The sequence below is a fragment of the Pseudoalteromonas piscicida genome, assembly GCF_000238315.3.
Taxonomy (GTDB): domain Bacteria; phylum Pseudomonadota; class Gammaproteobacteria; order Enterobacterales; family Alteromonadaceae; genus Pseudoalteromonas; species Pseudoalteromonas piscicida.
This window is the reverse complement of sequence record NZ_CP011924.1, coordinates 3,522,318-3,548,680: the sequence shown is the minus strand read 5'-3', so window position 1 is coordinate 3,548,680 and position 26,363 is coordinate 3,522,318. Positions and strand designations below refer to the sequence as shown.

The window sequence follows — 26,363 nt, the reverse complement described above, 5'->3', positions numbered from 1 at the left end:
TGATGCAACAGGAATATGCAAAAAAATTTAAATTTATTGTTCAAACGCTCAGTTTTAAGCCAATCCCATGACATTTTTACAGTTATTGTGGGTTTTTCCACCAAACTGATAGCCCTTTGAATACCAAAAGGTCATCAAAAACCGCTGACGCAATATGGTTTTTTATTAACTCGCCATATCCACCTGCGCACAATACCAACGCAGACTCATTATTAAGTTGCTGTTTTGCACTATGTACGAGCCCAAGTGTTGCGGCTAACGCACCATTTTTCACCGCTTCTGGTGTATTTTTAGCAAATTCTGCGGCAAAAGGCGTGTTGTCATCACAAAATACCCGCTCTGCACGCGCGGTAATACTGGATATCATGAGATCGATGCCTGGCAAAATCCACCCACCCATGTGTATCCCTTGTGCAGTCACTACATCAACCGTGGTCGCAGTGCCAGAATCAATCACGATTATATCTTGCGTTGGATATAGAGCATGCGCGGCAAGTACCGCGAGCCACCTATCAATCCCCAAATTTTTAAAACTAGGATAGGCACAAGTTACCCCAGCTCGCCTAGGCGATACTTGTGCTTGCTCTAGCACAAGACCAAACTCAGAGGCGCGACTTTCCACCCACTGTAATCCCGCTCCCTTACCAACCTGAGAGCAGACAATTGCAGTTAGCTTTTGCCATTCAATATTACTTTCTTTTACAGGACTAATACGGCCTTCATGCTCAAGCGCATATTTAACTGCAGTATTACCTACGTCAATTAGCAGTTTCACGATATCACCTTTCTTAACGAAATTTCACCGCCATAAAAAGCTTTAAGCTCACCATCTTGCCTAAGCAATAAGCCACCTTGCATATCGATGCCTTCACAGATCCCACGCCACTCTCTTTGTCCAGTACTCAAGGTCACTGCGTCACCTTTAAAGGCATTTAGACTATTCCATTCGGTCACCATTTCGCTCAGTCCAGACTCTTTATACTGGGCAAGACGCTCAGACAAAGAGTGAGTGAGCTGCACCACTAACTGATTTTTATCAATTTGGCCTAAGTGCGTTTGCAGATCTGTCCAAGCTTGGTCGATGTGTTTAGAGGCTGATTCTGGCATGCATATATTTAGCCCAATCCCAATCACAAGATGGCAAGGCCCTTCTACTTGCCCCTCTAGCTCAACCAAAATCCCCGCCAGTTTTTGCTGGTTGAGATATATATCGTTTGGCCATTTTAATTCAACGGAAATACCATAAAGGACCTTTAACGCATCATATACCGCAAGTCCTACAGCAATAGATAAGCCCATCGCGGCTTGCATACCAGCGTCAAACTGCCAATAATAACTGTAATAAAGGTTAGCACCAAAGGGCGATTGCCATACCCGACCTCTGCGCCCTCTGCCAGCTTGCTGCATTTCTGCCACCAAGACATGGCCTGAGCCCATATTCTGTTTGTCCTGCAAACGACGCATTAGCTCGCTATTCGTTGAGTCTATAATTGCGTGATATTCGATAGGACACTCACTTTGAAACTGCTGTTGCCATAGAGTATTCAACTTACTTTGATGAATAAGCGGTAAGTTATAATTGAGTTTATAGCCGCGGCCATTGACTCGAAAAATATCCACGCCCATCTCTTGCAACGCCGCTATATGCTTCGCAATAGCCGCGCGACTAATACCTAATTGTTCGCCAAGTTCTTGCCCTGAGACAAATTCTCCTTTATTCAAGGCTGCTAAAATCGTTTGCTTTTTATGATCAGGCGTTTTCATGGCATTCCACACTTTGCAACTGACATTCACCATGCTTTGTTATAAGGCGCACTTCATGCTCGAGTAACACAGCAAATTTTTGCCAAACGGTTTGCTGAATATGGCTCACTAACTGTGTTAAATCTTCGCCGGTGCTGCCACCACTATGAACAAGTACCAGCGCTTGTTTCTCATACACACGAATGGCTCCACGGTGACAGCCTTTTAGACCCGCTTTGTCAATTAACCAGCCAGCCGCAAGTTTTACATGGTCATTGTCCACATCAAACGCTGGCACCTCAGGAAATTTACTTTTCAACTGAGCTGCAAACGCCCTATCAACCACTGGGTTTTTAAAAAAGCTCCCGGCATTTGCAAGTGTCGCAGGATCGGGCAATTTACTGTTTCTGGTAACTATCACCGCTTCACAAATCTCTTGTGCAGTTGCTGTATCACTCAAGCTTTGTAGTGGGCCATAACTTAACGTTGGCTGCCAACGTTTAGGCAGTGTAAATGTCACTTCTGTAATCACAAACTTATCTTTTAGGCGGTGTTTAAAGACCGAATCTCGATAGCCAAATTCACACTCTGCATTTGTTAATGTAGTGAAGCGCCGCTCGGCAATATCAAATCCTCTAACGGCAGTGATAAATTGTGATACTTCAACGCCGTAGGCGCCGATATTTTGTACCGGCGCCGCGCCAACGGTACCAGGGATCAGCGCGAGATTTTCTAACCCGTCAATTCCGTTATCAAGCAGCTTTGTAACGAGCTGGTGCCAGTTTTCTCCAGCTGCGACTGTAACAACATAACTATCATCTTGTTGCTCGATATCGACACCTAAGGTCGCAAGCTTAATAACGGTTCCAGCATAGTCTTCCAGAAAAATGGTATTACTCCCTTCCCCGATTAAAAAGAAAGGGCGACTGAAATCGAGCTCAACCAGCGCATGTGGATCTGTGATAATAATAAGGGACTCGCAACCCGACGGCAGCGAAAAAGTGTGATAAGACTGCAAACTAGTCACTGCAGCACCTTGCCAATATTAACTAAACTGGCGCTAGTGTAGCGCATTGCCCTGACTTACGCATTAACGTCATCTTGCCCACCATTTTATGTAACCCATCGGCTTATACTGTTTAAATGGTCAGAAATTAGTTATGTTAGCCGTTCTAATTGGGAATATTCTTTTTATAAGAGCAGCATTATGATTAAACTTTCGGCACTTACGCTCAGCCTTGCCATGGCTGGCCTTGTCCACACTGCTGATGTAAACGCAGCCGTTGACCAACACACTTACGCCAATCTTAACGATGTTATTACCACACACTTGCATTTAGACCTAGACGTTGACTTTGAAGATAAGCAACTAGAAGGTTTTGTTGAACACACACTAGATTGGCAGAATCGCCAAGCAAGAACGCTGGTACTAGATACGCGTGACCTCGAAATCGACAAAGTGATGTATCAAGGTAAAGATGATAAATGGCATACCGCCAAGTTTGATCTTGCCAAGCGCGATGATGTGAAAGGTGCTAAGTTAACTATTCACTTTAAAGAGCAAGCAAAAAAAGCACGTATTTATTACAACAGCTTGCCAGTAGCATCAGGTCTACAGTGGTTAACACCGCAGCAAACCGCAAGTAAATCTCACCCATTTATGTATAGCCAATCTCAAGCTATTCATGCTCGTAGTTGGATCCCTGTGCAGGATACGCCAGCAATGCGTGTGACTTACTCTGCTCGCGTACATACGCCTAAAGATGTACGTGCGGTAATGAGTGCGGACAATACCGGCGCATTGATCAAAGATGGCGATTATTGGTTTGATATGCCGCAAGCTATCCCACCGTACCTAATTGCAATTGGTGCAGGTAACCTTGAATATAAAGAGATGTCGCACCAAACTGCGATTTTTGCAGAACCGCAAATCCTCGATGCCTCTGTTGCTGAGTTTAATGATACGCAAGCGATGATCGATAAAACCAATGCCATGTATGGTGAATACGCTTGGGGTAGATACGACCTGCTCATGTTGCCGCCTAGCTTCCCGTTTGGTGGTATGGAAAATCCACGCCTGTCATTTATCACGCCAACTGTAGTTGCCGGTGACAAAAGCTTAGTAAACCTAATCGCCCACGAGCTAGCGCACTCTTGGTCTGGCAACTTAGTGACCAACGCGACGTGGGAAGACCTATGGCTAAATGAGGGTTTCACCTCTTACGTTGAAAACCGTATTATGGAAGAAGTGTTTGGTCGTGACCGCGCGGTGATGGAACAAGCACTTGACGCTGCAGGCCTACGCGCACAACTTAAAACTATTGCCGCCCCTGATACACGCATGAATTTAGAGCTTAATGGCCGCGACCCTGACGATGCGTTTAGCTCTGTACCTTACACTAAAGGTCAATTATTCCTTATTTATCTAGAAGAAAAGTTTGGTCGTGACAAGTTCGACAAGTTTGTTAAAACCTACTTTAACACTTTCTCTTTTAAATCTCTGACTACTGATGAATTCGTCGCGTACTTAGACAAAAACTTGCTACAGCAATATCCTGGTATCGTGAGCTTAGAAAAAGCCAAAGAGTGGATTTATGAGCCAGGCTTGCCAAGCGACGCACCGAACCCAACTTCTGATGCCTTTGAAAAAGTGGATGCGCTAACTCAAGCTTGGTTAAAAGACGAGAAAACACTTGCAGATTTACCGACCGACACTTGGACAGTACATGAGTGGCTGCACTTTATTAATAACTTACCAAGAGATCTCGCCATTGAGCGTATGGAAGCATTGGACAAGGCGTTTAAGCTGACCCAATCGACCAACGCTGAACGCGCATTTGCTTGGTATATGCTAGCAGTAGGTAACGGCTACCAAGCTATTTACCCAGACCTTGAAAAGCATCTAGTAAGTATTGGTCGTCGCAAGCTTATTGTGAATTTATACAAGTCTCTCATTAAGAATGGCAAGCGTGACTGGGCTTACCGTGTTTATCAACAAGCACGTCCGGGATACCACCCACTTGCTCAAGGCACCATCGACGCCTTATTTGAATAATACCAATTGTATTAGGTAAATGAGCTATTTGAATCGGAGAAATAGCTTTAGTAGCTAGGCAAAAATTTTGCTATTTAGTTGTTCTAAATGAGAAATTTTTAACGACGCTAATATGGTATTTCACCCTTCAAATTGATTGGAGACTTAGTGCAATTGGTATAATACATTTCAAAAACAAAAAGAGCGCTTCAATAAGCGCTCTTTGCTATTTTAAGTTTAAGTTCAAACTTAAATTACTTGTGATATTGACGGCTAAATTCGTGAACCGCATTGATGAAAACACCTGCATTTTCAGGGTCAACATCAGGCGTAATGCCATGACCTAGGTTAAATACGTGACCATTACCTTCACCAAAGCCAGCTAAGATATGCTGAACTTCTTCACGAATACGCTCATGGGTACCGTGTAGCATTGAAGGATCCATATTACCTTGTAGTGCGACTTTATCGCCTACACGACGTTTTGCATCGGCGATATCAATCGTCCAATCAAGGCCAACTGCATCACATCCAGTGGCTGCAATCGCTTCAATCCATTGACCGCCGTTCTTCGTGAATAATGTCACAGGTACTTTACGACCGTCATTTTCACGGATCAGGCCATCTACAATTTTGTGCATATATTGTAGTGAAAACTCTTTGTAGTCACGCGGGCTTAATACTCCACCCCAAGAGTCGAAGATCATTAGCGACTGAGCACCAGCTTTTACTTGCGCATTTAGGTAGTCGATAACCGAATCAGCCACTTTATCTAGCAGTAGGTGCAGTGTCTGCGGCTCCGCAAACGCCATCTTTTTAATCTTACCGAATGTTTTGCTGCTACCGCCTTCAATCATGTAAGTCGCTAGCGTCCATGGTGAGCCGGAGAAACCAATAAGTGGTACTTCACCTTTAAGCTCACGACGAATTGTGCTCACCGCATTCATTACATAACCAAGCTCATCGGTTGGATCTAATTTTGGTAGCTTTTTAACATCGTCTAACGATTGGATAGGACGCTCAAACTTTGGACCTTCACCAGTTTCAAAGTAAAGCCCAAGTCCCATTGCATCTGGAATAGTCAAAATATCGCTAAACAGAATCGCCGCATCTAGTGGATAACGACGCAGCGGCTGTAATGTCACTTCACATGCCAGTTCTGCATTTTTACAAAGGCTCATAAAGTCACCAGCTTGTGCTCTGGTGGCACGATACTCTGGTAGATAACGACCAGCTTGGCGCATCATCCATACTGGTGTGACGTCAACTGGTTGTTTTAATAGCGCTCGTAAATAACGATCGTTTTTTAATTCGCTCATAGCGTCTCTATTCCAATACTTAAATTCAATTGTGCGGATTGTATCACTAAGTGCACATGGGCACTATCTAAACTATCCTTGCCTGCGCCTCGTTATGATCTAGATTAAACCTCACTTTATTAGGAACAAATTCATAAGCTTGTGTAAAAATTACCGAAACAAAATACATTTCAAAAACAAAAAGAGCGCTTCAATAAGCGCTCTTTGCTATTTTAAGTTTAAGTTCAAACTTAAATTACTTGTGATATTGACGGCTAAATTCGTGAACCGCATTGATGAAAACACCTGCATTTTCAGGGTCAACATCAGGCGTAATGCCATGACCTAGGTTAAATACGTGACCATTACCTTCACCAAAGCCAGCTAAGATATGCTGAACTTCTTCACGAATACGCTCATGGGTACCGTGTAGCATTGAAGGATCCATATTACCTTGTAGTGCGACTTTATCGCCTACACGACGTTTTGCATCGGCGATATCAATCGTCCAATCAAGGCCAACTGCATCACATCCAGTGGCTGCAATCGCTTCAATCCATTGACCGCCGTTCTTCGTGAATAATGTCACAGGTACTTTACGACCGTCATTTTCACGGATCAGGCCATCTACAATTTTGTGCATATATTGTAGTGAAAACTCTTTGTAGTCACGCGGGCTTAATACTCCACCCCAAGAGTCGAAGATCATTAGCGACTGAGCACCAGCTTTTACTTGCGCATTTAGGTAGTCGATAACCGAATCAGCCACTTTATCTAGCAGTAGGTGCAGTGTCTGCGGCTCCGCAAACGCCATCTTTTTAATCTTACCGAATGTTTTGCTGCTACCGCCTTCAATCATGTAAGTCGCTAGCGTCCATGGTGAGCCGGAGAAACCAATAAGTGGTACTTCACCTTTAAGCTCACGACGAATTGTGCTCACCGCATTCATTACATAACCAAGCTCATCGGTTGGATCTAATTTTGGTAGCTTTTTAACATCGTCTAACGATTGGATAGGACGCTCAAACTTTGGACCTTCACCAGTTTCAAAGTAAAGCCCAAGTCCCATTGCATCTGGAATAGTCAAAATATCGCTAAACAGAATCGCCGCATCTAGTGGATAACGACGCAGCGGCTGTAATGTCACTTCACATGCCAGTTCTGCATTTTTACAAAGGCTCATAAAGTCACCAGCTTGTGCTCTGGTGGCACGATACTCTGGTAGATAACGACCAGCTTGGCGCATCATCCATACTGGTGTGACGTCAACTGGTTGTTTTAATAGCGCTCGTAAATAACGATCGTTTTTTAATTCGCTCATAGCGTCTCTATTCCAATACTTAAATTCAATTGTGCGGATTGTATCACTAAGTGCACATGGGCACTATCTAAACTATCCTTGCCTGCGCCTCGTTATGATCTAGATTAAACCTCACTTTATTAGGAACAAATTCATAAGCTTGTGTAAAAATTACCGAAACAAGCGATTAAACTGTTTGCAACACGATTAAAAGGTTGGTATAAAATTACCGCGTTAGAAAAATAACAACAAAACACCTTCAATTAGAAAAATAACAACATTACGCAACAAGCTAAACTGCTATTTTGAACCACCTTGAGTTTCTCTCGGTGGTTTTTTTATTTTTATCCTCCTGAATTTGTTAACATTCCCGATAATCAAACCAATAATCTTTTGATCTTTTTACGCTTTTACAGAAAAAATTGGTTGACCTTTTGCCCCGTTTCCCTTTCCATAGAGGTAGGTAACCCGCTTAAGGAGAATCACTATGCTTTCGCAGTTAGAACAAGCCCAACAGAAATGGGGAGGCAGCCATAGTGTAATTGATGCATGGTTAGCAGAGCGTCAGGAACTATTGGTTTTATATTATAAAGTTGCAGGATGCTCACCAACTCGAAATGGTAAAGCACTTCCTGAGCAAGTTGACATTCAGTCATTCTGCCAGATTTTGATGGACTATCTTTCAGCTGGTCATTTTGAAATTTATGACAACATTGTTGAGGCCTGCCAAGAAAAAGGCCCTGAAAGCGCAAAACTGGCTCAGTCACTGTACCCTCGGATCACAGATACGACTGATACCGCACTTGATTTCAACGACAAATACGCTGAAGTAAATCAAGAAACACAAGAATTAACAGACTTCGATAACGACCTGTCTGTGTTAGGTGAAACGCTTGAGTTACGCTTCCAATTGGAAGATGAGCTGATCGATAACCTTTATTCTAATCACACTGAATAGTCTAAATTTGCGGGCACCAAAATATAAAAAAAGGTGAGATAGCTATCTCACCTTTTTCTTTACGGACACTGCCAAATTATTCAGCAGCTTCTTCAGCTTCGTCTTCGATACCTAGCAGTTCAACTTCAAATACCAGTGTTGAGTTTGCTGGAATTTTACCAAGGTTACGAGTGCCGTATGCAAGCTCCGCAGGAATCGTAAACTTATACTTAGCGCCAGTGTTCATTAACTGTAGACCTTCAGTCCAACCTGCAATAACTTGATTTAGGTTGAAAGTGGCAGGCTCATTACGTGCGTAAGAGCTATCGAACTCAGAACCATCTAACAAAGTACCTTTATAATGTACTGTCACCTTGTCTGTTGCAACTGGCTTTTTCCCATCACCTTCGCTTAGCACTTCATACTGAAGACCTGACTCAGTTACCTGGACGCCTTCTTTCTTCGCGTTCTCAGCTAGGTACTTATCGCCTTCTTCTTTATTTTTCTTCGCGTCAGCTTCAACTTTAGCAGCTTGCTTTTCACGAACAGAAGAATCTAGTGAAGTGAGTACTTCACGAATTTTTGCTTCATCCAGCTTAGCTTCACCAGCCAATGCGTCTTTAAAACCACGCATGAGTAACTCTTGATCAAGTTCAATACCTAGCTCTTTTTTATCCGCTAAGTCTTTTTGCAAGAAGTTACCAACTGAAGCACCGATACCGTATGCTTGCTGTTGCACTTCTGTATCTAGCTTAACTTCAGCAGGCTTCTGCTCTTCTGCTTTTTTATTACACGCTACTAGTGCTAACACTGAAGCAGCAACGAGTGACAGTTTAATCGTCTGTTTCATTCTCAACTCTCCGACAGTCCCTACTATCAAAACACCAATGCTCGCGCAAGAGAGCTTGATATGCGGTGCCATTGTAAATTTTATATTAATAAGAAAAGGTGCTAGCCACATTAACATTCTCTGATCAGAATGCCAATATGCATTTGCTTGCCATTATCGCGTAACGACATTACGCTTTTAATACGCTAATATCAAAATAATATCTTGTTTTTAGTGCCTTTAGTCTACCTGTTGTAGACTTTGGAGTTAAGGAGGATTTACCTAATTTATGGTCAAACTCGTCAACATTAAGTGGACAAGCCTCCTCTTTGCATGCGCGATGCTCAGTTGCTTCACCTTAACCGGCTGTGGCCCTGACACTTCAAAAGCCGTTCTGACCGTAGAACATGCCAGCAGAGGCGCATTTTCTGCTGCTATCTCTGCGGACGGTCACTACAGCCTTGTTTCTTCCATAGAGCATGGGGCCGTACTTTGGGATAATCAAGAGCAAGGCCTCAAATTTCAATGGCGTCACTCTGATGCCCCCGACGATCTCATTCACTCACTGGCTTTAGCTAATGACAACTCCACGGCCGTCACTGCCACTGATAAAACATTCGCCATCTGGAGCATCGAAAGCGGTCAAAACCTAGGATATTTTGAGATCGAGTCTGGCACTATTCGAGATATCGCAATTAGCAATGCGGGCCGATATTTACTCTATGCCCGCAGTGATAACGTTGTCGTTCACCTCGACTTAGAGAGTGGAAGGCGGATAGAGTTCCTTGGACATCAAGAAAATATCAATTCTATTGCCATGTCTCCCAATGGTCACTTTGCCTTAACCGGAGGCAACGACTATACCGCTTACTTTTGGGATACTAGAACGGGGCAAGTGATCCACCGCTTTAACCACCCAAGTCGCGTGACCAAAGTTGCATTAGATGACCAAGGAAGATTTGCTTTTACCGCAGATAGCATGAAAAAAGCGAGTATTTGGCAATTAACTTCTGGTGATCTCAAAGCACAATTACAGTATATTGCTCGCCAGAAAATTTTCAGTGCAGTGCGCTTTAATCAAGACGCAACGCTCTTGGCTACCGGCTCACCTAACCGCGAGCTTATTTTATGGCAAGTGAGTGATGGCGAACGATTGCAAACTTGGCGTGTACAACCCCGAGAAGGCAGCCGCCCCAAGTCTGCGGTTGTATTTGACGTTGCTTTTCAAGACCAAGACACTGCATTGTTAACCGAAAGTTCCAGCGGACTACTGGAAAAATTTGCGCAGGTGAAAAAGCCATGAACGAAATCGAAAACAGAATTACTGAGCTTGAGGCTAAGCTTGCCTTTCAAGAAGATACAATCGAAACCTTAAATGAAGAGCTAAAGGCACATCAGCAGCGCTTGGCTAAAATGCAACGACAAATTGAGCTATTGGCAGAGAAAATGAAGGAAGGCCGCGACCCAGGTTTAATGCCTCAACATCAAGAGCCACCACCACCGCACTACTAACAAATAAATTGAAAACCGGGGTGAGCACTCACTCCGGTTTGAATACCCCAATAACTTGCTCAAACTGGCGTGTAGAAGCCTGTACCGCGTCTTTCGGCTGTGACATTACGTGGCCACACTCAACACATTCAACTTTTTCAACATCATGCTCTTTGTAGAGCATCATTACGTCGATTTTTTGGCATTCTGGACAACTTGCCCCTGCAATAAAACGCTTCTTAACTTTCAACTCTACACCTCTAATGAACACCGAGTTTAAGGTTTGTCATTTTATCCTAATTTTATTTGTCATGATACGCTTGGAGTAAGGGATTGGATCCATGCTATGATGCGCGCAATTTAGACAGACTTTTAGAATTATGATCCAACTTTCTGATATCGAGCTACTTCGTGGCAGTAAAACACTGCTAAAACAAGCAAATGCAACGCTTTATCCACAACATAAGGCGGGCCTAGTCGGTGCCAATAGCTGTGGTAAATCATCTCTCTTTGCGCTGCTAAAAGGTGAGCTGCAACTCGATTCAGGTGATTTTTCTATTCCAAAAGATTGGTCTATTGCATCGGTAAAACAAGAAACCCCAGCACTCTCCAGTAGCGCCCTCGAATATGTGCTACAGGGGCACCCCGAATACTATGTATTGAGAACGCAGCTGCAACAAGCGGAGCGGGACGGTGATGGTGAACTACAAGCAAAAGCACACCAACAGCTAGAGAACATCAAAGGGTATAGTATTGAAGCCAAAGCGGGTGAACTACTCCATGGCCTTGGTTTTAGCAATGAACAGATTGAGTTTGCCGTTAGCGACTTTTCTGGTGGTTGGCGCATGCGCTTGAACCTTGCGCAAGCGCTGATCCGCGATGCCGATTTATTGCTTTTGGATGAGCCAACCAACCACTTGGATTTGGACGCTGTTTATTGGCTAGAACGCTTTTTGCGCGCCTATCAGGGTACATTAGTGCTTATTTCTCACGACCGCGAATTTTTAGATGCGGTTGTTGGCGAGATTTGGCATATCGACCAACAGCAGATCAACGTCTATAAAGGTCACTATTCTCAGTTTGAGCGTCAAAAAGCAGAGCGCATGGCACAGCACCAAGCGCTTTACGAGAAGCAACAAGAAACGATTGCACATTTAGAGAAGTTTATTACCCGCTTTAAAGCGAAAGCGAGTAAAGCAAAACAAGCGCAAAGTCGTGTGAAGGCCCTTGAACGCATGGAAATGCTCGCGCCCGCTCATGCAGATTCACCATTTAATTTTGAATTTGCAGATCCAACGAGCTTGCCTAATCCATTGATGACACTAGAGCAAGCCAAAGCGGGCTATGGTGACGTTACCATTTTGCATGACATCAAGCTTAATCTGGTCCCAGGTAGCCGTATTGCGTTACTTGGCCGTAACGGCGCTGGTAAATCGACCCTAATCAAGTTACTTGCCGGCGATTTAACCCCACAAGCTGGTGAAGTGTTCCAACACCAAGGATTAAATGTAGGCTATTTTGCTCAGCATCAGCTTGAGTCTCTCGATCTTGAGGCCAGTGCGGTTACCCATATTCAACGTCTAGACCCTAAAGTACCAGAGCAGCTTATTCGTGATTTCTTGGGCGGTTTTGCTTTTCATGGTGATAAGGCCCTCGAACCCGTTGCGCCGTTTTCTGGTGGCGAAAAAGCACGACTCGTACTAGCAATGTTGGTGTATCAAAAACCGAACTTGCTATTGCTCGATGAACCGACCAACCACCTAGATTTAGAAATGCGACACGCACTTGTGATGGCCTTGCAAGGTTTTGAGGGTGCAATGGTCACGGTTTCCCACGATCGCCACATGCTGAAAAATACCGCTGACGAGTACTATTTAGTTGATAATGGAACCGTTTCTCAGTTCGGCTATGACTTAGATGCTTATTACCAATGGCTCATGAATGCCAATAAAGAGCAAGCGAAACCAAGTGGCTCCGAGTCTGAACCAAAGCAAAACTCTAATGCCAATCGTAAAGAGCAAAAGCGTCTTGAAGCCGAATTCAGAAAAACCATTCAGCCGTTGAAAAAGTCGATTGAAAAGCTCGAAAAACAGCTCGACCAGCTCACTGAACAAGCAGACGAAATTGAGCAAGCTTTGGCTGACAACAGCCTATACACGGACGAGAACAAAGCAAAATTAAGTGACTTACTGGCAAAACAAGCCAAGATAACCCCAGAGCTTAATGACACAGAAGAAAACTTATTAATGGCACTGGAAGAGTTAGAAGAAAAGCAAAACCATTTCGATGAGACTGGAGAGATATGCTAAGTCGTGAAGACTTTTGGCAGTTTGCCTGTGAATTCTACAGCCGCCCGCAAATGCAATCGCGGCTGCTGAATTTGCAAGATGCTGCAGGCAAAAATATCAACCTGTGTTTGTTACTTTGTTACCTAGACACTTTAGCACTGACGATTACCCCCGACACCCTAGCCTCACTGGTAAATACTGCTAAGCAATTTGACCAAGCGGTGTTACAACCTCAACGCGCGATCCGCAACACCCTAAAAGCACATCATCAAGACTACCAAGACTATAAAAAGTTGCGTTCAGCGATGCTGACTGCAGAGCTTGAGCTTGAAAAGCGCCAACAAGCGTTATTGCTGGAGACATTAAAGCGCTTTTCATTTGTGCCACTGCAATCATGTAGCAATGTGCTGCTCTATTTGAGTCAGAGTGAGTACGACGCTTTATTCAATACGACTGACTTCTAAACCATTAAATCAATATAAGCCCTGTTATTTACCCAACTTAGATATAGAACCTGATCGAGATCAAGCCTTTGCCTAGGTTTAATTTCACTCAGGATTGAAACTTGATCTTGATCATATCAAGTCCCTCAGACCTCCACTACTATTTACTCATCGACAAATTAGGAGGCACAGCCATGAACGTATTCTTTAGAGACTTTTTTTCCGACCCTGTGTTGTTTCTGTCTTTTGGCTTTTTAGGGATTGTAATTTTGCTGTGCTGTTATTACGTCTACTTTTTCATTAAAAAAGTCATGGACGCTGAAGTACCTAACGAACAATAGAACAGATTTAAATGTATTACCTTGGGGCGATTGAAGAATAAGTAGTAGAAGATCGGCTCGACGTAGTTCCCCAACTTGCAGAATTAAGCACGACGCACAAAGCACCTTATCAGTTTACTGGTCGGGTGCTTTTTATTTGCTTAACCCTCAACTGATAATACGTTAAACTGGCTAAAACGTGTTTTGCAACTGGATAGCTTCCTTTCTTTGCTTTGCGAGCAACCGTCAAAAAGACGCAGTTTCTATTATGAATCAAGCCATGAAAACAATAACAGCCGATAATTACGAATTTAAACCCGCTTGGTGGATGCGCAACCGCCATGCCCAAACCATACTACCGCGATTCTTTAGGCCGAGATTACAGGTGCCCGTCGACTATGAAACACTAGACACACCAGACGATGACTTTTTAGAACTTGCATGGGCAAAACACGGCGATAAATCGGCACCGCTGGTTGTGGTATTGCATGGGCTAGAAGGCAATATCAACAGCTTTTATGCAAAAGGCCTATTAAAAGCGTTGGTACACCATGGTTTTGACGCCGTACTGATGCACTTTCGCAACTGCTCACGTGAAGTAAATCGCCAAGCCAGAGCTTATCATAGCGGCGAAACCTCAGATCTTGGCTTTTTTATAGACACGCTAAAATCCCGTTTTCCTAAACGGCCATTATTTGCGGTTGGTTTCTCGCTCGGTGGCAATGTACTTGCCAAATACTTGGGAGAAACCAAATCGCAAAGCGGTCTTGAAGCTGGCGTCGTTGTCTCAGCGCCTTATCACCTTTCTTCCTCTTGCCAGGTGATCAGGAAGAGCTGTTTTAAACTCTATCAAAAATACTTGCTAGACAGGATGAAGAAGTCTTTTTCACGTAAGCTAGACACCATCCAGTCGCAAATTAGGATAGACAAGCCTGCCCTTTATGCCATTGATGACCTATGGCAATTTGACGATAAGATAACGGCTCCGCTGCATGGTTTTAACGGCGCGGAAGACTATTACGCACAAGCAAGTTCGCAGCCCTACTTAACCCAGATCACGACACCAACACTCCTGATCCACGCCGAAGATGACCCCATGCTATCATCACAAGCCGTGCCTACAGCCGCTCAGGTTAACTCACCGGTGACGCTCGCAGTGAGTCCGCACGGTGGTCACGTAGGATTTATTTCGGGAAGTAATCCCTTTAAACCTAGGTTTTGGCTAGAAAGCGTTATCCCACAATATTTACAGCAAATTTATAGTAAGGCTAAGTAGTATGCTCATTCCCTATCAACAACTTCCGCAAGAGACGCTAGACAACCTTATTGAACACTATGTACTGCGTGAAGGAACAGACTATGGCGATACTGAAGTCTGTACCGAGAGCAAAGTCGCGCAAGTGAAAGCACAGCTAAAATCCGGAGAAGCACTGATCGTTTTCTCGGAATTACATGAATCTGTGAATATTGTGAGTAAGCAGCAGTTTCAAGCCATGCAAGCGCAAGAAGATTACGAGTATTAAAAAACCTTCAGCTTTCTTTACATTCAGCACTAATCGTAAACAGTTGTCGTAGTGACAGGAGTTGTTACAATCAAATTTCTATAACTATAAAGGAAAGGCAATTTTATGAAGCTCGGCACTGCTCTTTGCGCCCTAGCGCTGGCTGTTTCTACCGCTAATGCAACTGAATACAAAGCCTCTGAGCGCGCAGTTAAACTCGCTCACGATAACATCCTAATTGATACACACATCGACGTTCCATATCGCATCCAAAGTAAATGGGATGATGTTAGCCAAGCAACCGAAGGCGGTGATTTTGACTATCCTCGCGCGGTCAAAGGCGGTCTTAATGCGCCATTTATGTCTATTTATATTCCTGCTAATTTAGAATTTGAAGGTAAAGGTAAAAGCTATCAACTCGCCAATCAACTGATTGACGGTATGGAAGCCTTAGCACATCGCGCACCAGATAAATTTGCAATGGCTTACAATACCGACGATATTTATGCGCAATTTGACAATGGTATTATGTCTATCGCAATGGGCATGGAAAATGGCTCGCCCATTGAAGGTGAGATGAAAAACCTTAAGCATTTTTATGACCGTGGCGTACGCTACATCACCTTAGCACACTCGCAAAGCAACCATATTTCTGACTCATCTTATGACGTACGCCGCAAATGGAAAGGCTTAAGCCCATTTGGTAAAGAGCTTGTGGTTGAAATGAACAAAATTGGTATGCTCATTGATGTATCACATATTTCCGATGACGCCTTTTATCAGGTTATGGATATTTCAAAGGTACCGGTCGTTGCTTCACATTCATCCCTGCGCAAATACACCCCAGGATTCGAGCGCAATATGGATGACGAAATGCTCAAAGCCTTGGCAAAAAATGGCGGTGTGATCCAAATTAACTTTGGTTCGAGCTTTGTGACGGCAAAAGCAGGTGCTTGGTATGACAAGCGTGACGAAGCACAAAAAGAAGCTAAAGACAAAGATCGCACCGACTTTAGAGCGGCGTTTAGAGCAAAAAATCCGTTCCCATTTGCCACGCTTGATCAAGTGCTAGATCACATTGATCACGTCGTTAAGTTGATAGGGATAGATCACGTAGGGATTGGTTCAGATTACGATGGTGTGGGTGACTCACTACCAGTTGGCCTAAAAGACGTGTCAACGTATCCAAATCTTGTGCAAGGTCTTTTGGATAGAGGCTACAGCGATGCTGATATCAAAAAGATTTTAGGTGGCAATACCCTGCGCGTGTGGAAACAAGCCGAAGCTTACGCAAAGAAGTTTGCTAAATAACCTGTTAGCACATCCCTTATCCAAACCTCAGGTTAAATAACTGTTCAAACCTCTTATTTCATAAGGTGTGCCGCACGGCACACCATACAATACCTTAGACTTTAAACTGAGATAATTCATCCACCAACTTACTGGTGACTCGCAGCACATCATCCGAAATTTGGTGTGTTTCTCCTGACAACCGCTCGCCATCCAATGTTCTGTCATTTAAATCGGTCAGATTACTGCTAATCTCTGTAGATACTGCATTTTGCTGCTGAGTCGCATGAGCGGTTTGCTCAGAAAGCTCCGTCACTTTCACCGCACTTTGTGCAATTAACTCTAATAGCTCCGTTGCCTTCGTAAAACTTTCTACTGCAACATCAACATACTGCTTACCATCTTCAATGGTCTTTTGTGAGTCCTCTACGCTATGTGAGAATGCTTCCAACATCTTCTGAATATCATTAGTGCTGTCTTGTGTTCGAGTGGCCAGTGACCTAACCTCGTCAGCTACCACTGCAAATCCGCGACCTTGTTCACCTGCTCTTGCCGCTTCAATTGCCGCGTTGAGCGCTAATAAATTGGTTTGCTCAGCGATCCCGCGAATAACATCGAGCACTTGCGTAATGTTTTCAGAGTTTTTTTGTAAAGCTAACGAACTGGAGAGTGCCGTTTCCATATTATCAGCAAGATGAGTGATTTTTTGTTTTGAATCTGCCAACACCGTTTTACCTTGTGCTGCGTAGCGATGTGAAGCTTCAGCCTCTTTCAATGAGTTTTCTGCCACCGACGAGACTTCTTGGCTTGAGTGACTTAGCTGATGTACCGCGCTAACAATGGTATGTGATGACTTACCAAGCGAGTCGATTAAGTCATGGCACTGTGTAGCATAATGACTGAGTTTTGACGACAAACTCGACAGCTCGCCACCATCTTTCACAAGTGCTGTAACCATCGCCTGTAAACTTTCGAGAAAATGATTAAAGTTTAGCGACAGCTTTGCAAACTCATCATTTCCTTTGATTTCAATACGACCTGTTAAGTCTCCGTCCCCAGAGGCAATTTCAGAGATCCTATCCGACACAAAATTTATCTGCTTTGCTAACTGACGAGGGATCCGATAAGCAATCCAACAAGCAATACCAAGTAGGAGCAAGGCACCAACGCCAAGTCCCCACTTTATCTGAGTAACCTCAGAAACGACTACCGCACGACTTGCAGCCGATTTTCCATCGGCTAATTCACCTGCTTTATCAAGCACATCACGAACTGCACCAAATAACTTAGCCGACTCAGTTTGAAGCGCTTTATCAGTCGGTGTTTTAATACTCGCCACCGTCACGCGATACCAACTTTGAAAGTCCGCATCAAAAGTTGCAAAACTACCAAGTTCACTCTGGTGGAGTGACATAAACTGAAGATACTTTTGATAGCGTTGTTTCACCTGCTCGGCGTTTTCTTCAAAATCCGCCCACTTATCTTCACCCGCTAATAATTTAAGGTAGGCTTCTTGAGCTTGATAAAAGTCTCTATCCGCATTGAGTACCACTGACACGGCTTTTAAATAGTTTTCAGTTTGGATCTCAAGTGCCGATTGCACTTTATTGAGCAACACTGAAAAACCAAAAAACACAAATAGCAGCACGATCGTCAACATAGCCGTTGGCAATGAACTTTTGACTCGAATACTATGTAAATCCATCTTCATACACCTCAAATAAGAGATAGTAAAAGCCTAGACCATATAAAGATTTATAGACAAATATTCGCAGCGTATAGCTACCGAATTTAATGCGGAAAAGATGAAAATTGGGGCGATGACCTAGAGAGTAAATACTTAGATTTCAAACCAATTAAGAAGTGTTTGCAAGAGCGGCTAATTTATGAAGAGTGAACCGACTAGTTTTGGAGTAGTTCTTTAGATTCTACAGTCCAATTAAGAATTGGTTACGGGAGCCATTAACTTATGAAGAGTGAACCGACGAATTTCGGAGTAGTTCTTTAGATTATGCAGTCCAATTAAGAATTGGTTACGGGAGCCATTAACCTATGAAGAGTGAACCGACGAATTTCGGAGTAGTTCTTTAGATTATGCAGTCCAATTAAAAATTGGTTGCGGGAGCCGGATTTGAACCGACGACCTTCGGGTTATGAGCCCGACGAGCTACCAGGCTGCTCCATCCCGCGCCTGTATATTTATGTGAATCTATTCTTCGTCGGGGACCGACGACCTTCGATTCTTTCCAGGTTTAGCGAGTCTGACGAATGATTTATCATTCTGCTCCATCCCGCGCCTGTATTTGTACTTAATTTTGAGTCTTGTACTTGAGACTTTATACATCCAACAAATGTTGGTTGCGGGAGCCGGATTTGAACCGACGACCTTCGGGTTATGAGCCCGACGAGCTACCAGGCTGCTCCATCCCGCGCCTGTATATTTATGTGAATCTATTCTTCGTCGGGGACCGACGACCTTCGATTCTTTCCAGGTTTAGCGAGTCTGACGAATGATTTATCATTCTGCTCCATCCCGCGCCTGTATTTGTACTTAATTTTAAGTCTTGTACTTGAGACTTTATACATCCAACCAATGTTGGTTGCGGGAGCCGGATTTGAACCGACGACCTTCGGGTTATGAGCCCGACGAGCTACCAGGCTGCTCCATCCCGCGCCTGTATATTTTTTGAATCTATTCTTCGTCGGGTACCGACGACCTTCGATTCTTTTCAGGTTTAGCGAGCTCGACGAATGATTTATCGTTCTGCTCCATCCCGCGCCTGTAAACTCTTAAAAAGGACTTCCCTTTCAAGAGGCCGCTATAATAATGGATTAAAATTTTATTGCAAGGGATTTAATGCTTAAAACAATTCAAGTGCGCAAAAATCCCACAACCTTCAACTTAAACCGTTATTTATTCTATCGTTCGATGATGTGGACTGATCAACTTTTGCCATTGCCAATCGGGATGCCCCATAACAATAAAGTCTGGGTTTTCGGTAGTTTCTCGTCGATTGTAGGTCAGCGGGTTAAACTCAGCATCGGTAATACAACCTCCGGCTTCTTCGACGATGATTTGTGACGCGCCAGTATCCCACTCTCCCGTTGGCCCTACTCGTAAAAAACAATCCGCCTTACCTTCTGCGATAATGCAGGCTTTTAATGAACATGACCCAAGTGCCACAGTGTCGAACTGACTATTTAAGTACTGACTTACCGCTTCAAGCTTTTGTCTGCGACTTACTGCCAATGTCAGCGTTTCTCGTGGCGAGACGAAAATACGTTTACTTTCGCCTGAGTCACTACGTTTAAACGCACCTTCATCTTTGCTCGCGTAATATGTCAGCCCTTGAGATGGCCAGTAAATGACGCCTAACACAGGATGATTATTTTCGATTAGCGCAATATTGACGGCAAAGTCACCGCTTTCAAGAATAAACTCCCCAGTGCCATCCATAGGATCGAGTAACCAGTAGCGCTGCCAACTTTGTCGCTCACTCAATGGTGGAATTGGTGTTTCCTCAGACATTACCGGAATGTCAGGTGCTATTTCAGCAAGACCCGCCATTAAGATCTCATTAGATGCCAAATCTGCGGCAGTGACTGGAGTGTGGTCAGACTTTTCTTTTTTACCAATATCATCGGCTTGATAAATTGCCATAATGGCTTCACCGGCACGTTGTGCCAGTGCGATGCAAGGCTCTAAATAGGACTGCAATTTACGCCTCCAAATTCAAATGTGCTTTTAATAACAGTAGTGCCGCGACACTTCTTGCTTCGGTAAAGTCCTCTTGATGTAACAGGTCATATAGTTTATCTAGCGGCCACTTCACTACTACCAGTGGCTCTGGCTCATCACCTTCAAGCTGCTCAGGGTAAAGTTCACTAGCGACCAAAATATGCATTTTGGCATTAAAGTAACTCGGTGCCAGTGACACTATTTTGAGTTCAGAGAAAGCATTTGCACCAAAACCCACTTCTTCTTTTAGCTCTCGGTTACCCGCTTCCACCGGGGTTTCGCCAGGGTCAATTAGCCCTTTGGGAAAGCCGAGTTGATAGTCATGTGTTCCTGCACAGTATTCTCTCACTAATAATAGCTCATTATCAGCAGTTATGGGCACGATCATTACTGCGCCACGACCACCGCCACGAACTCTTTCGTATTCTCGTTGCTCGCCATTTGAAAAAGATAACGAAAGTGCTTCTACCGTGAATAATTTGCTTTTAGCCACGACGTCGCAAGCTAAAATTTCTGGTGGTGTGGGATGCTTTTTATGTGACATAGATCATTATTTGCTATCATGGCGAATAACCTAATCATAAAGCCTTTGAAGTTAAATGCCTATGCTAAATTGGTCAAATATCGATACCGTTTTGTTAGATATGGATGGCACATTACTCGACCTCCATTTTGATAATCACTTTTTTCTCGACGTCGTGCCTAAGGCACACGCAAAACGTCAAGGCTTAACCCTTGAGGCTGCAAGGGCCGACATCCTCGCGCGTTATGACGCGGTAATGGGCCAGATAGAATGGTATTGCCTAGATTATTGGCAGGAGCAACTACAGCTACCCATTATGGAGCTTAAACGTGAAGTGCAACACTTGATCTCAATTCGTGAGGATGTACCAGCGTTTTTAGAGGCCTTAAGAAAGAGTGGAAAACAGCTTATCTTGTTGACCAACGCTCACCCAAACAGCCTAAGTTTGAAAATTGAGCGTACCCAATTCGATAAGTATCTCGACAAATTGGTTTCAACCCATGAATATGGCGTAAGTAAGGAAAGTCAGATATTGTGGCAACAGGTAGAGCGTGATTTGGGCTTTGATAAGTCCCGCACTTTATTTGTGGACGATAGCATTAGCGTGTTAAATGCTGCGAAAGAATTTGGTATTGGCCATTTGCTTGCCGTTGCTAACCCTGACAGTCGGCAACCAGAGCGAGAGATCACTGAATATCTTTCAGTCTCCGATTACCGTACCTTGCTACCTATTATAGATTAAGCTGGGTAGCGAGCTTTTAAGCCGTCGTACACGTGTGTTTTAAAGTCTGGGTGCGCTGTATCTAGACTTTTTACCACTTCGACTAAGTGTTCGTTATCTTCTTGGCCATTCCATACCTTGATATAAGAACCATCTTTATAGCCATGGTCTTGACGGAAGAAGTTAAGCGTGTTTTTACCGACATATCCACGGTATAGGTCATCAATAGACATCCCGACTTGCTGCATACATCCCGCAAACGCATGGGCATCAAATTCGCGTTTGGTCACAGCCGCACTTGCAAGCAATTCAAGGGTTTCCTTGAAGTCTTCTGCGGTAGTCGGCTTTGCCAATTGAGCTTCTAACTGAGTCGCTAGTTGCTCAAATGACGTTTCGCCATCGATACGTAAAGACAAGCCAAAATGAAAAATATCCACTAGCTCTAAAATCACTTGCTCAGTATCTGGCGTTTGCTTTTTCCACCATTTCCAACCGTAGTGATCTAGCATTTCTGCACACTCAACCCAAATTGCGCGGTACCATTCAAACCCTTGTTCAAACCATTGTTGGTGTACTTTGGTGTTCATGGCATGTTGCATTTCTAGCATAACCACAAGCTTAGTGATGTTTGCAGACATTGTGCTCTCTCTTCATGGAAATCAATTACGAGCGATATCATACCGAAGTGAAAGATTTTCGCCAGCGCTTAGGTCTTCTGAGTCGATATCAACTTGAAACCCTAGGAACTTTTTATGCGTCATTTTATTTTATCGCTCGCTTTGGTTTGCTCAGCCTTTGTCAGCGCAGCTGAAATCACCAATATCGCCGCAGCACCTGAGCAAGTGAGCCCACTCCTTCCCGGCATTGATGCCCCTGCATTACAACTCAAAGATAAGTCAGGTAAAACTGTCGACCTCGCGACACGCTATAAAGAAAATATCACCGTACTGGTGATTTATCGTGGTGGCTGGTGTCCATACTGTTCAAGACAGCTCGCGGGGATCCAAGAAATTGAACCACAGCTTGTTAAAATGGGGGCACAAATTATTGCTATCGCACCAGACTCACCTGAGGCACTGGCAAAAAGTACAATTGAATCCCCTCACTACCAACTGTTGTCTGATAACGAAATGCGGATGAGCCAAGCGTTAGGTCTCGCCTATTTCCTAGATGATAAAACAGCCCTTGCTTATCGCAACAAGTTGGGCGTAAATTTTGTTGATTTTGAGGGGAACGATAAAGTTGCCTTGCCGGTGCCGGCGGTATTTGTAGTCGATAAGAAGGGCTTGATCCAATTTCAATACGCAAACCCAAATTACAAAGTGAGATTGGATGAAAGTGTGCTACTAGCTGCGGTAAAAGCCGCGAGTCAACTATAGGAAAAGCACATAAAAATGGAGTCCGAAGACTCCATTTTTAGCGATTTTCTAACCGGTTATAATCAAATAAGCCATATTCAACGCCACGTGTTTGCTTGGCAATATCGTGGATCAAATCACTGTAACGCCAAAACTCTGGGTGAGTCCTGCGGATCCCGTATTTCGCTCGTAGCGCTCGGTAATCCGACTCACTATTCATGTGGCTAAATGATGAGACGAAGTCCTCTTGTGCTGCCTCGCTTTCTAAATACCAAATTGCCTCTGGGTAATCTCCGATAAAGCCTGGCACAATCGTCGCAGTGTCTTCTGTATAAGCTCTTTGCCCTTCTTCATTTAACAAACTGGAGATGTTGTAGTGAGCATTATGGTGTAATAGCGAGAACGCTTGATGTGAACCGTCGCTTTGTTTAGTAATAATAAACGAGACCTGAGGAAGCAAATTAATCGCCCTAACGGACATGCTATTGAGTGCCTGCAGTGGCTTGCCTACGGCTTGATAGTCATAATCCCGATTTAGAACGGGTTTAAGCACAGCATGCAGTTTGTCATACAGCTCTTGCTTTGGATCGTCCGTTTCGTATTTTATCCCCGTTGGCGCACCGATTAGTGATTTACGATTGATAAACTCACTTAAACTCAAGTGTGACTTACGATACCAATAGCGTTTAATTTCCTGACGATGACTAAGTGGCAGTAAATTTAAAAAGTTTTGCTCACCTTCAAGCCTCAAGAAGTCCATATATAAGCGTGTGATCAGCTGATGACCAATGTTGCCATACACATCAAAACCCGCCACCAGTAAGTAGTGAATGCGCTCGAACAAGGCATAGTCTAATACCCAAGCTGTTTTGGGAGGCTGACCAATAAAACCTTTAACCACCGTTGCGCTGTCAAAATGACGGAAGATAGTTAATGCTGCATTCGGGTTTTCCCCCTCACCACGCCAAATCAAGTCCATATTGAGACGCTGCCCATCGGCAAACATCTTATCTGCAAGCTCAGTTTTAGCACGTAAGTAATCCTGCTGCTTAGTAGCGTATTTAGCCCAACTGGAAAGCGGTAACGCATTACTTTGCTCAGCCGCAGGTAGCACCAAATCTTCATCATGTTTAAGCAGCAGCTGGTTCACCGCTTCATTGCTATTTTTTTCAGGATCAACAAACGCCACCCAAAAATGGTCGTTAATGACGTTAAGCGCTATTTGACCTCGGCATACAGGGCCTTTGATAAAGCCTTTTACAATTAACTCGGCCTCATCCAGCATAAATTGATAACGAGAATTGACCGGAATATCTTTGAATACCTTAAATGGGTTTGCTGCAAGCTCTGGCTCATAACCTGGCAGTTCATCCACGTGATAATCCGCTGCATAAAATTGCTGATGTAACCGTGATAGCTTAGCGTCGTTCAATGCCAGTGGCATGTGAGTTTTTGACAAAATAGTACTGCGCACTTGCATCAATCGATAATACACCCTATCGATCTCAGGATCGTCAAACGGACGCACCGAGCTCACCAGCGCGATTGGCTGACCAGGCGGTGTGCTTGAGCGTACCAATTGGAAAAACGCGGGGTCATCCAGATGAGGGAAGTGGATATGGGCTAAATACCAATGCTCAAATATATAACGCGCGGCAAGGCGGTGTTTATTCGAGTCCTGATTAAGAAATTGTTCCCACTTCTTCACTTCTTTTTGTGCTGCAATACTTGGCTTCGCAATCTGGCTCATTTTACTGCCACTTTGCAGCCATGCTTCCAAGGTTTTGAATTCATCCTGCGTGAGCGCTGGTAAGCCGTAGGGCATACCCGCATGAGGCTGTTGTTTCGCAAGGGTAGAAAATTCATCCATGGTTGGGCAAGACTGCGTTCTATCTAAAGAGAAATCAAACTCTTTACCCAAGATGCCTTGCTCAGGAAAACGATGAGACATTTTTAACAGCAAGCTATTATAAAGCACACTTCCAGCTAGGTTGCTGTATTCAGATTGATTGCGCTCATTCAGCACTGGGGTAAAACCACGCTCACGCCACTGTGTCGTAGTTTGGGCGTCAAACAACAGCCGGGTTGGTGTTTGAGCTAACAACCGCGTGCCGTCATACACTAATTCCTTCGACAATCCCCTATCTATTCCTTCTGGAGATGACAGTTTGAGCTGGCAAGGTGCATCATAACAACCATGACAAACCACACAACGCGACTCCAAAATGGGCTTCACGCTTTGTAAGTAACGTGCACCGCCTTGGTGATATTGTTCGATTCGTGCTTGGGGTTGCTCTGGTCCAAACATATCATCATATTTAGACACACCCAAAGCCACACATCCAGAAAGCACGGCGACAACCACCGCACAAAACAGTACACGTTTAGACATTTACTCGCCCTCGTCGTCATCCAGCCCAAGATCAAAAGTCGGCATCATTTCTACTGGAGGCGAGACAAATAATGCATCGCTACTGGTGCTCAGCACAGCACTGAGAATAGGCCCGCGATTAATGAGCAATTGCAACTGATGCTCTGCCCCTATCAACTCAGTCACTGTCGTACTGATGTTGTTGAGCGCATAGTCATCAATATGCAAGCTAATATTCTCATCTTCTTTTGGGTTTTGGCACAAATGAGCAAGGAGGTTCTCACTCAACATCACTGATACTTCAGCATCTGGAGAGTCGATATCACGATTCTCGATGTTGTCGTCTAACAAAAAAAGCGGCAGTGACAATGGGGTATCTTGTTGTAATTCCATCAAAGGTTACCATCTGAGTATTTGCTTTATATTAGCACAGTTAGATGGCTGATGGCTGAAAAGGGGGCGACGATGCGCCCAGCTTGATTACCAAGGAAGCGTGTCGCCATTGGAGTGCCAAAAACCACCACTGTTTTCGATAGTTAGGTGTTCAATTCTCTTAATTAAACGTTCCGCCGCAACATCTGGACCAATATCACCTGCAAATCCCACCATCTGCGTTTGTACAAAGCCTGGATGGAATAGTCCAACAGCGATATCTTGGTTTTTCAGCTCGTGAGCCATACTCACACTCGCCGCGTTTAATGCTGCTTTCGACATTCTATAACCAATGTAACCACCAGAACCATTATCTGCAATCGAACCCATACGACTTGTGATCATGGCAACTTTACTACCTGTTTTGAGGTTATCGAGCAGTGCATGAGTAACTCGAATTGGTCCTAACGCATTAACGTTAAATTGGTGGTCGATATTTTCAAAATCCATTTCCGCTAGCGTTTCATTATGAAATACCCCAGCGTTATTAATAAGAATGTCTATCTTCTTCGAGCCCAATGCCGCCAATAACTTTTTCGCACCATTTTCTGTCGCAACATCGATATCTTCAATGATATCCACGCCTAGAGATTCTAGTTCTGCCGATGCTTTGCGAACAACCGCAGTTACTTTGCAGCCTAGAGATAAGTATTGTTTACAAAACTCTAATCCGATCCCACGGTTAGCACCGGTCACTAAAACATGTAGTGTCATATCCTTCTCCTCACGATTTTTATGCTCAAA

The 26,363-nt window shown here is 44.0% G+C and carries 26 protein-coding genes and 3 tRNA genes; 12 read left to right on the top strand and 17 right to left on the bottom strand.

What is annotated here, in order from left to right; genetic code table 11:
• Window positions 1-82: 82 nt before the first annotated feature.
• The 3 genes from PPIS_RS16160 to murB are packed head-to-tail and all read right to left on the bottom strand — an operon-like array spanning window position 83 to window position 2,770.
• Window positions 83-775 (bottom strand): type III pantothenate kinase, encoded by a 693-nt coding sequence (locus PPIS_RS16160; protein WP_010374559.1) that lies wholly within the window; start codon window positions 773-775, stop codon window positions 83-85.
• Window positions 772-1,764, bottom strand: a complete 993-nt coding sequence (birA, locus tag PPIS_RS16155) for a bifunctional biotin--[acetyl-CoA-carboxylase] ligase/biotin operon repressor BirA (RefSeq protein WP_010374557.1) — start codon at window positions 1,762-1,764, stop codon at window positions 772-774. Before birA ends, PPIS_RS16160 begins: the two co-directional genes overlap by 4 nt.
• A complete protein-coding gene (gene murB, locus PPIS_RS16150) occupies window positions 1,751-2,770 on the bottom strand; it encodes a UDP-N-acetylmuramate dehydrogenase (protein ID WP_010374554.1) in 1,020 nt (339 codons plus the stop codon). The genes birA and murB overlap by 14 nt, the downstream gene beginning before the upstream one ends.
• A 180-nt stretch (window positions 2,771-2,950) precedes the next feature.
• Here murB and PPIS_RS16145 point away from each other — a divergent pair, with 180 nt between their 5' ends.
• Window positions 2,951-4,798 carry a M1 family metallopeptidase gene (locus tag PPIS_RS16145; protein ID WP_010374552.1) on the top strand — a complete coding sequence of 616 codons (1,848 nt, stop codon included), beginning with the start codon at window positions 2,951-2,953 and terminating at the stop codon, window positions 4,796-4,798.
• A gap of 233 nt (window positions 4,799-5,031) precedes the next feature.
• Here PPIS_RS16145 and hemE (PPIS_RS16140) read toward each other — a convergent pair whose 3' ends face one another.
• Window positions 5,032-6,096, bottom strand: coding sequence for a uroporphyrinogen decarboxylase (gene hemE / locus PPIS_RS16140; protein ID WP_010374544.1), 1,065 nt, complete (start codon window positions 6,094-6,096; stop codon window positions 5,032-5,034).
• Between the two features lie 235 nt (window positions 6,097-6,331).
• Window positions 6,332-7,396 (bottom strand): uroporphyrinogen decarboxylase, encoded by a 1,065-nt coding sequence (gene hemE, locus PPIS_RS16135; RefSeq protein ID WP_010374544.1) that lies wholly within the window; start codon window positions 7,394-7,396, stop codon window positions 6,332-6,334.
• Between the two features lie 466 nt (window positions 7,397-7,862).
• Between hemE (PPIS_RS16135) and PPIS_RS16130 the strand changes: the two genes are divergently transcribed.
• Window positions 7,863-8,333 (top strand): Rsd/AlgQ family anti-sigma factor, encoded by a 471-nt coding sequence (locus PPIS_RS16130; RefSeq protein ID WP_010374541.1) that lies wholly within the window; start codon window positions 7,863-7,865, stop codon window positions 8,331-8,333.
• A gap of 76 nt (window positions 8,334-8,409) precedes the next feature.
• On the opposite strand, the gene fkpA is transcribed toward PPIS_RS16130, so the two are convergent.
• Window positions 8,410-9,162, bottom strand: a complete 753-nt coding sequence (gene fkpA / locus PPIS_RS16125) for an FKBP-type peptidyl-prolyl cis-trans isomerase (protein WP_026001096.1) — start codon at window positions 9,160-9,162, stop codon at window positions 8,410-8,412.
• Window positions 9,163-9,430: 268 nt separating this feature from the next.
• On the opposite strand from fkpA, the gene PPIS_RS16120 reads away from it, so the two are divergent.
• Window positions 9,431-10,444, top strand: coding sequence for a WD40 repeat domain-containing protein (locus tag PPIS_RS16120; RefSeq protein ID WP_010374537.1), 1,014 nt, complete (start codon window positions 9,431-9,433; stop codon window positions 10,442-10,444).
• On the top strand, window positions 10,441-10,653 hold the full coding sequence (locus PPIS_RS16115) for a SlyX family protein (RefSeq protein WP_010374533.1): 213 nt from the start codon (window positions 10,441-10,443) through the stop codon (window positions 10,651-10,653). The genes PPIS_RS16120 and PPIS_RS16115 overlap by 4 nt, the downstream gene beginning before the upstream one ends.
• Before the next feature lie 28 nt (window positions 10,654-10,681).
• Here PPIS_RS16115 and PPIS_RS16110 read toward each other — a convergent pair whose 3' ends face one another.
• On the bottom strand, window positions 10,682-10,882 hold the full coding sequence (locus PPIS_RS16110) for a YheV family putative zinc ribbon protein (protein ID WP_010374531.1): 201 nt from the start codon (window positions 10,880-10,882) through the stop codon (window positions 10,682-10,684).
• A gap of 130 nt (window positions 10,883-11,012) precedes the next feature.
• Between PPIS_RS16110 and PPIS_RS16105 the strand changes: the two genes are divergently transcribed.
• The 6 genes from PPIS_RS16105 to PPIS_RS16085 all read left to right on the top strand — a co-directional run bounded on the left by PPIS_RS16105 (window position 11,013) and on the right by PPIS_RS16085 (window position 16,496).
• Window positions 11,013-12,941 carry an ATP-binding cassette domain-containing protein gene (locus PPIS_RS16105; protein ID WP_010374529.1) on the top strand — a complete coding sequence of 643 codons (1,929 nt, stop codon included), beginning with the start codon at window positions 11,013-11,015 and terminating at the stop codon, window positions 12,939-12,941.
• The gene (locus PPIS_RS16100) at window positions 12,935-13,384 is read left to right on the top strand and encodes a TIGR02444 family protein (RefSeq protein ID WP_010374528.1); all 450 of its coding nucleotides are present in this window, start codon (window positions 12,935-12,937) and stop codon (window positions 13,382-13,384) included. The genes PPIS_RS16105 and PPIS_RS16100 overlap by 7 nt, the downstream gene beginning before the upstream one ends.
• Before the next feature lie 173 nt (window positions 13,385-13,557).
• Window positions 13,558-13,704, top strand: a complete 147-nt coding sequence (locus PPIS_RS25170) for a hypothetical protein (RefSeq protein ID WP_010374526.1) — start codon at window positions 13,558-13,560, stop codon at window positions 13,702-13,704.
• Window positions 13,705-13,951: 247 nt separating this feature from the next.
• Window positions 13,952-14,959 carry a hydrolase gene (locus tag PPIS_RS16095; RefSeq protein ID WP_010374523.1) on the top strand — a complete coding sequence of 336 codons (1,008 nt, stop codon included), beginning with the start codon at window positions 13,952-13,954 and terminating at the stop codon, window positions 14,957-14,959.
• A gap of 1 nt (window position 14,960) precedes the next feature.
• On the top strand, window positions 14,961-15,206 hold the full coding sequence (locus tag PPIS_RS16090; RefSeq protein ID WP_010374521.1) for a YheU family protein: 246 nt from the start codon (window positions 14,961-14,963) through the stop codon (window positions 15,204-15,206).
• Between the two features lie 105 nt (window positions 15,207-15,311).
• Window positions 15,312-16,496 (top strand): dipeptidase, encoded by a 1,185-nt coding sequence (locus PPIS_RS16085; RefSeq protein WP_010374519.1) that lies wholly within the window; start codon window positions 15,312-15,314, stop codon window positions 16,494-16,496.
• Window positions 16,497-16,590: 94 nt separating this feature from the next.
• On the opposite strand, the gene PPIS_RS16080 is transcribed toward PPIS_RS16085, so the two are convergent.
• The 6 genes from PPIS_RS16080 to nudE form a co-directional block, all read right to left on the bottom strand.
• The gene (locus PPIS_RS16080) at window positions 16,591-18,180 is read right to left on the bottom strand and encodes a methyl-accepting chemotaxis protein (protein ID WP_010374515.1); all 1,590 of its coding nucleotides are present in this window, start codon (window positions 18,178-18,180) and stop codon (window positions 16,591-16,593) included.
• Window positions 18,181-18,588: 408 nt separating this feature from the next.
• Window positions 18,589-18,665 (bottom strand) — tRNA-Met (locus tag PPIS_RS16075).
• A 165-nt stretch (window positions 18,666-18,830) separates the two neighbouring features.
• Window positions 18,831-18,907: transfer RNA gene (locus PPIS_RS16070), tRNA-Met, on the bottom strand.
• Between the two features lie 165 nt (window positions 18,908-19,072).
• Window positions 19,073-19,149: transfer RNA gene (locus PPIS_RS16065), tRNA-Met, on the bottom strand.
• Between the two features lie 240 nt (window positions 19,150-19,389).
• Window positions 19,390-20,193: a 3'(2'),5'-bisphosphate nucleotidase CysQ gene (gene cysQ / locus PPIS_RS16060; RefSeq protein ID WP_010374513.1), complete on the bottom strand. Its 804-nt coding sequence runs from the start codon at window positions 20,191-20,193 to the stop codon at window positions 19,390-19,392.
• 1 nt (window position 20,194) lies between these two features.
• Window positions 20,195-20,758, bottom strand: a complete 564-nt coding sequence (gene nudE / locus PPIS_RS16055) for an ADP compounds hydrolase NudE (RefSeq protein ID WP_010374511.1) — start codon at window positions 20,756-20,758, stop codon at window positions 20,195-20,197.
• Between the two features lie 61 nt (window positions 20,759-20,819).
• Here nudE and yrfG point away from each other — a divergent pair, with 61 nt between their 5' ends.
• The gene (gene yrfG / locus PPIS_RS16050) at window positions 20,820-21,479 is read left to right on the top strand and encodes a GMP/IMP nucleotidase (RefSeq protein WP_010374509.1); all 660 of its coding nucleotides are present in this window, start codon (window positions 20,820-20,822) and stop codon (window positions 21,477-21,479) included.
• Here the strand turns inward: yrfG and PPIS_RS16045 are convergent.
• Complete coding sequence (locus PPIS_RS16045) at window positions 21,476-22,096, bottom strand: dUTP diphosphatase (protein ID WP_010374506.1); 621 nt, start codon at window positions 22,094-22,096, stop codon at window positions 21,476-21,478. The genes yrfG and PPIS_RS16045 overlap by 4 nt on opposite strands.
• Before the next feature lie 114 nt (window positions 22,097-22,210).
• Here PPIS_RS16045 and PPIS_RS16040 point away from each other — a divergent pair, with 114 nt between their 5' ends.
• Window positions 22,211-22,837: a peroxiredoxin-like family protein gene (locus PPIS_RS16040; protein WP_010374504.1), complete on the top strand. Its 627-nt coding sequence runs from the start codon at window positions 22,211-22,213 to the stop codon at window positions 22,835-22,837.
• 37 nt (window positions 22,838-22,874) lie between these two features.
• Here the strand turns inward: PPIS_RS16040 and PPIS_RS16035 are convergent, their stop codons facing one another.
• The 3 genes from PPIS_RS16035 to PPIS_RS16025 all read right to left on the bottom strand — a co-directional run bounded on the left by PPIS_RS16035 (window position 22,875) and on the right by PPIS_RS16025 (window position 26,333).
• The gene (locus PPIS_RS16035) at window positions 22,875-25,208 is read right to left on the bottom strand and encodes a fatty acid cis/trans isomerase (RefSeq protein WP_010374502.1); all 2,334 of its coding nucleotides are present in this window, start codon (window positions 25,206-25,208) and stop codon (window positions 22,875-22,877) included.
• A complete protein-coding gene (locus PPIS_RS16030) occupies window positions 25,209-25,580 on the bottom strand; it encodes a hypothetical protein (RefSeq protein ID WP_010374501.1) in 372 nt (123 codons plus the stop codon).
• 87 nt (window positions 25,581-25,667) lie between these two features.
• Window positions 25,668-26,333 carry an SDR family oxidoreductase gene (locus PPIS_RS16025; RefSeq protein ID WP_010374499.1) on the bottom strand — a complete coding sequence of 222 codons (666 nt, stop codon included), beginning with the start codon at window positions 26,331-26,333 and terminating at the stop codon, window positions 25,668-25,670.
• Window positions 26,334-26,363 lie beyond the last annotated feature (30 nt).